At 34.8% G+C, this 4,992-nt stretch carries 6 protein-coding genes and 1 tRNA gene; 3 read left to right on the top strand and 4 right to left on the bottom strand.

The genetic code is table 11. The features are described from left to right. Positions 1 to 223 (top strand): transposase (locus A9G31_RS11450; protein WP_141671433.1); only part of this gene is annotated, 223 nt, incomplete at its 5' end. Between the two features lie 166 nt (positions 224 to 389). Here A9G31_RS11450 and groL read toward each other — a convergent pair. From groL to A9G31_RS08920, 3 genes are all read right to left on the bottom strand, one after another. Continuing rightward, the gene (gene groL / locus A9G31_RS08930; protein ID WP_065561345.1) at positions 390 to 2,036 is read right to left on the bottom strand and encodes a chaperonin GroEL; all 1,647 of its coding nucleotides are present in this window, start codon (positions 2,034 to 2,036) and stop codon (positions 390 to 392) included. Positions 2,037 to 2,083: 47 nt separating this feature from the next. Further along, positions 2,084 to 2,377 (bottom strand): co-chaperone GroES, encoded by a 294-nt coding sequence (locus A9G31_RS08925; protein ID WP_034915350.1) that lies wholly within the window; start codon positions 2,375 to 2,377, stop codon positions 2,084 to 2,086. Between the two features lie 147 nt (positions 2,378 to 2,524). Next, entirely contained in the window at positions 2,525 to 2,959 is a 435-nt protein-coding gene (locus A9G31_RS08920; RefSeq protein WP_065561344.1) for an FxsA family protein, read from the bottom strand. Between the two features lie 157 nt (positions 2,960 to 3,116). On the opposite strand from A9G31_RS08920, the gene A9G31_RS08915 reads away from it, so the two are divergent. After that, a tRNA-Phe gene (locus tag A9G31_RS08915) sits at positions 3,117 to 3,192 on the top strand. Between the two features lie 252 nt (positions 3,193 to 3,444). Here A9G31_RS08915 and A9G31_RS08910 read toward each other — a convergent pair. Beyond that, positions 3,445 to 3,996, bottom strand: a complete 552-nt coding sequence (locus A9G31_RS08910) for a hypothetical protein (RefSeq protein ID WP_218056434.1) — start codon at positions 3,994 to 3,996, stop codon at positions 3,445 to 3,447. 224 nt (positions 3,997 to 4,220) lie between these two features. On the opposite strand from A9G31_RS08910, the gene A9G31_RS08905 reads away from it, so the two are divergent. Beyond that, entirely contained in the window at positions 4,221 to 4,982 is a 762-nt protein-coding gene (locus A9G31_RS08905) for an IS5 family transposase (protein ID WP_034915900.1), read from the top strand. The last annotated feature ends 10 nt before the right edge of the window (positions 4,983 to 4,992 follow it).

The raw sequence follows: 4,992 nt of genomic DNA, 5'->3' as shown, positions 1-4,992 counted from the left end.
AAAAGGCGGACGAACGGTGATTGCTAAACGTAATTATGGTAAGGATATAGATAAAAGCAGTATGGATAGCTGCCTTTATCGCTATCGTCATTTAGTCGAGAATGCCTTTGCTAGAATCAAGCAATATCGTTCAATATCAACTAGATACGATAAGTTAGAAAGGAATTATGCCAGTATGGTATCACTGGCATTTATGTTAATGTGGCTGCCAATGTATTGTTGAGTAATTTATGTACAGCAAAGATCAACAGCCCCTAATTAATTGTATATTTTTATTTTGCAGTTATTTTATAAAGAGAATATATAACTAAAGAAAAAATTCATAAAAAAACCACTCGCATAAACGAGTGGTTTGTATTGATAAGCTTATTTCGTACTGACGAAAAGAATTACATCATTCCGCCCATACCACCCATGCCACCCATACCACCAGCGGCACCTAAGTCAGCCTTATCATCTTTAGGTAAATCAGTTACCATACATTCAGTTGTAATCATAAGGCCGGCAACTGAAGCAGCATATTGTAATGCACTACGTGTCACTTTAGTTGGATCTAAAATACCCATTGCAATCATATCACCATATTCTTCAGTTGCGGCATTGTAACCATAGTTACCTTTACCACCTTTAACGGCATTAACAACAACAGATGCTTCTTCACCACAGTTAGTAACGATTTGACGTAATGGAGCTTCCATCGCACGAAGTGCAACTTTGATACCAACGTTTTGATCTTCGTTTGCCCCCTTAAGTTCTGAAATAGTAGTTGCGGCACGGACAAGAGCAACACCACCACCGGCTACAACACCTTCTTCAACAGCTGCACGAGTTGCATGTAATGCGTCTTCAACACGAGCTTTTTTCTCTTTCATTTCAACTTCAGTTGCCGCACCAACTTTAATTACAGCAACACCGCCAGCAAGTTTCGCAACGCGTTCTTGAAGTTTTTCTTTATCATAGTCAGAAGTTGATTCTTCGATTTGTTTACGAATTTGTTCAACGCGAGCATTAATTAATGACTCCTCACCAACACCATCAATGATAGTTGTGTTGTCTTTATTGATTACAACACGTTTTGCTTGACCTAAATCTTCAAGAGTTGTTTTTTCAATTTCTAAACCAATTTCTTCTGAAATTACAGTACCCGCAGTTAAGATTGCAATATCTTGTAACATTGCTTTACGACGATCACCAAAGCCAGGAGCTTTAACAGCTGCAACTTTAACAATGCCACGCATAGTATTCACAACTAATGTTGCAAGAGCTTCGCCTTCAACATCTTCTGCGATAATCAATAAAGATTTACCTGCCTTAGCTACAGCTTCAAGCACTGGTAATAATTCGCGGATGTTAGAGATTTTTTTATCGGCTAATAAAATATATGGGCTATCTAATTCAACAGTTGCAGTTTCAGGTTTATTGATAAAGTATGGTGATAGGTAACCACGATCAAACTGCATACCCTCAACAACATCAAGCTCATCTTGTAAACCAGTGCCATCTTCAACTGTAATAACACCTTCTTTACCTACTTTTTCCATTGCCTGAGCAATTAAAGTACCAACAGTTTCATCAGAGTTAGCTGAAATTGTACCTACTTGAGCAATGGCTTTAGAATCAGCGCATGGTGCAGATAAATTTTTAAGCTCTTCAACAGCTGCAACAACTGCTTTATCAATACCACGTTTTAAATCCATTGGATTCATACCAGCAGCAACAGCTTTTAAACCTTCATTAACAATCGCTTGAGCAAGAACAGTTGCAGTAGTTGTACCATCACCTGCTGCATCATTTGCTTTAGATGCGACCTCTTTAACCATTTGCGCACCCATATTTTCGAATTTATCTTCTAATTCGATTTCACGAGCAACAGAAACACCATCTTTAGTAATGGTTGGTGCGCCAAAAGATTTATCTAATACTACATTACGTCCTTTTGGACCTAATGTTACTTTAACTGCATCGGCTAATACATTAACGCCTTTAAGCATTTTGGCGCGAGCGTCATTACCAAATTTCACATCTTTAGCTGCCATCTTCGTATTTCTCCTAAATTCTGTATATAAATTAAATTAGTTGTCAGTTATGCTTGTACAATCGCTAAGATATCGCTTTCAGATAAGATAAGCACTTCTTCATTATCGATTTTTTCTGTTTTAACGCCGTATCCTTCATTGAAAATTACGATATCTCCCACTTTAACATCTAGCGGTTGTACTTGACCATTTTCTAAAATGCGACCATTACCAACAGCTAAAACTTCTCCGCGAGTTGATTTACCTGCTGCCGAACCAGTTAAAACAATACCACCAGCTGATTTTGATTCTACTTCTTTACGTTTAATGATCACACGATCATGCAATGGACGAATTTTCATTAGTTATCTCCTAGCACTAATTTTTAATTAAGATAATTATTAACAGAAATCATAGAATTATGATTTTTTAATATAGTGCATAATATATGGGGATTATTTTAAATTCTTCAAGAGAACAAATTTAAAAAAAGTCTAACTGATTATTTATTAATCATCTTTCTGTTTGAATTCACCCTCAATAATATCACTCTCTTGATAATGCATTTGTGATGAAGAAAATTTTGATCTTATTGGCATTTTTCGAACAATAAATTCCACGATATGATCTTGTGCATGGGGTATTAATAAGATTGCACCTAAAATATCAGTTAAAAAACCTGGAATAAGCAAGAAAAAACCGGCAAAAAGCAAAGCTACACTTCTAATTAATTCATTTTTATAGCTTTGATTGTTAGCTATTTTTTGTTGCATAATACTAAGGTTTTTCAAACCCTGAGTTTTAACTAACGAGAAACCAAGAATAGATGTTGCAATAATACAAATTAAAGCAAGAAAAATACCAATTGAATTGGCAACAGCTATGAAAAAGGTAAGTTCAAAATAAACATAAATAAAAAAGATAATAAAGCCAACAAATCGCATATATAATTCCTATAAGGATAAAAACATATTATTAAAAATTATCTTTTAATATGAAGATGATTAGCTATTTTTCAACCAAACAATATATTTTTAAAAAAAATATTACAAAAGGGATTGACTGATGATCACGAATCGTGTTTAATGTGCATCCATTGTTGCCCGGATAGCTCAGTCGGTAGAGCAGGGGATTGAAAATCCCCGTGTCCGTGGTTCGATTCCGCGTCCGGGCACCAATTACCAAATTATAAGACCTGCTTCTAGCAGGTTTTTTTATGCCTAAAGCCTTTTCAAATAAGCCTTTCACCTTGTTTCACTACTCAACCGAATTCAACTGGAATTACCCCAAATCAAGCGGAAAATCGGATACAAACCCGGATACATTTGGTTCGATAATGGCGTGTATCCATAAAATGGCTTTAAAGCCTTTGTTTGCAAGGGTTATAGAGAATTGCTTGCCTAATTACTATTATTAGATAAGTTTAAATCTATACTATTTTATTTAAATCATTTTCATTGTTTTCTGCTGTATCTTTCGTAATACGCTTACATTGTTTTTTTAAAATTTTGTTATTTTTTGCTCTATTTGAAGATCTTCTCTCTTTTTGCAACCATAGTTTTTTCATTGTTTTGAGTAATTTGTCTGTTATTCCATCTTTTGGAGCTGTATATATAGCAGTAAAAATAGCTAAATAGCGTTCTTCATTATTAGTAAATTCAAAAAAATTAAAACAAAAATTTTGATTAAGTCTATAATTCTTTTTATGCTGAAGGATTGTAATTGAGTGTTCTTTTTGCAAAAATTCCCATATCCAACGACATTGCTCCTCATTAGATTTATTTATCCAATTTAGAGTATTTTTTGAATTATATATCTTTATCCAATCTTTTTTATAACATTCAATTAAATCATTTGGATAGAAATACTCTAGATTGATATTTGTTAAATCGAAAGCATAACATTTATAAAATGTATCTATTCTTATGCGAGTTGTCTCATGATATGCAAGATAATTAAACATCAGTTGAATAGAATCCAACCTTTCTTTGTGAGAGTTTGGATTTTGGATTTGATTTTCAAAAAAATAGCAGATGACAATATCAATATACTTTCTGTACTGTGTAATATACCCCTTATGTTTAGGTAACCAATCGATCGATTCCCCATCTTGATTAGGGCGTGTTGATCTTTCATGATTATTTTTTAGACGGCATGATGTGAGTTATAATAATTCAGCCAAAAACAACCATAACTCGATTCATCATGCCAAGAACAATGCTAACAGATAAACGGTGGGAAAAGCTACTACAAATAATGAAAAATACCGGCCGAGTTTATAATAAATCCGAGCATCGGATGACGTTTGAAGGGATCCTTTTCCGAATGAGAACCGGTATTCCTTGGCGAGATTTGCCAGAAGAGTTTGGTGAATGGAGCACTGTCTATAGGCGATTTAATTTGTGGTCTAAAAAAGGAATATTAGTTGATATTTTCAAACATTTATCACAACTAGCGGATTTTGAATGGGTGTTCCTAGATGGCTCGATTATCAGGGCTCATCAACATAGTACAGGCGCTGCAACGGAGTATTCCGAGCAAATAGGTCAGAGCTGTGGTGGTAATTCAACTAAAATTCATCTTGCGGTTGATAGTGGTGGTTTGCCTATTTGTTTTGAGCTTTCTGAAGGACAACGACATGATATCACTTATGCAGAAAACCTAGTTGAAAAGCTTGATGAAGTCAATACAGTGATAGCCGATAAAGGTTATGACAGCGAGCCTTTTCGGTGCTTTGTTCGTCAAAAAGGCGGACGAACGGTGATTGCTAAACGTAATTATGGTAAGGATATAGATAAAAGCAGTATGGATAGGTGCCTTTATCGCTATCGTCATTTAGTCGAGAATGCCTTTGCTAGAATCAAGCAATATCGTTCAATATCAACTAGATACGATAAGTTAGAAAGGAATTATGCCAGTATGGTATCACTGGCATTTATGTTAATGTGGCTGCCAATGTATTGTTGAGTAATTTATG

Source organism: Gilliamella sp. Gris1-4 (assembly GCF_001690335.1).
In the GTDB taxonomy this organism is placed as follows: Bacteria; Pseudomonadota; Gammaproteobacteria; order Enterobacterales; family Orbaceae; genus Gilliamella; species Gilliamella apicola_P.
This window is presented reverse-complemented; position numbering and strand designations above follow the sequence as displayed.

Excerpts from the sequence above, each read along its gene's own strand:
- A9G31_RS08920 (WP_065561344.1), bottom strand. The coding sequence starts at position 2,959 with ATGCGATTTGTTGGCTTTATTATCTTTTTTATTTATGTTTATTTTGAA.
- A9G31_RS08905 (WP_034915900.1), top strand. The coding sequence starts at position 4,221 with ATGCCAAGAACAATGCTAACAGATAAACGGTGGGAAAAGCTACTACAA.
- A9G31_RS08925 (WP_034915350.1), bottom strand. The coding sequence starts at position 2,377 with ATGAAAATTCGTCCATTGCATGATCGTGTGATCATTAAACGTAAAGAA.
- groL (WP_065561345.1), bottom strand. The coding sequence starts at position 2,036 with ATGGCAGCTAAAGATGTGAAATTTGGTAATGACGCTCGCGCCAAAATG.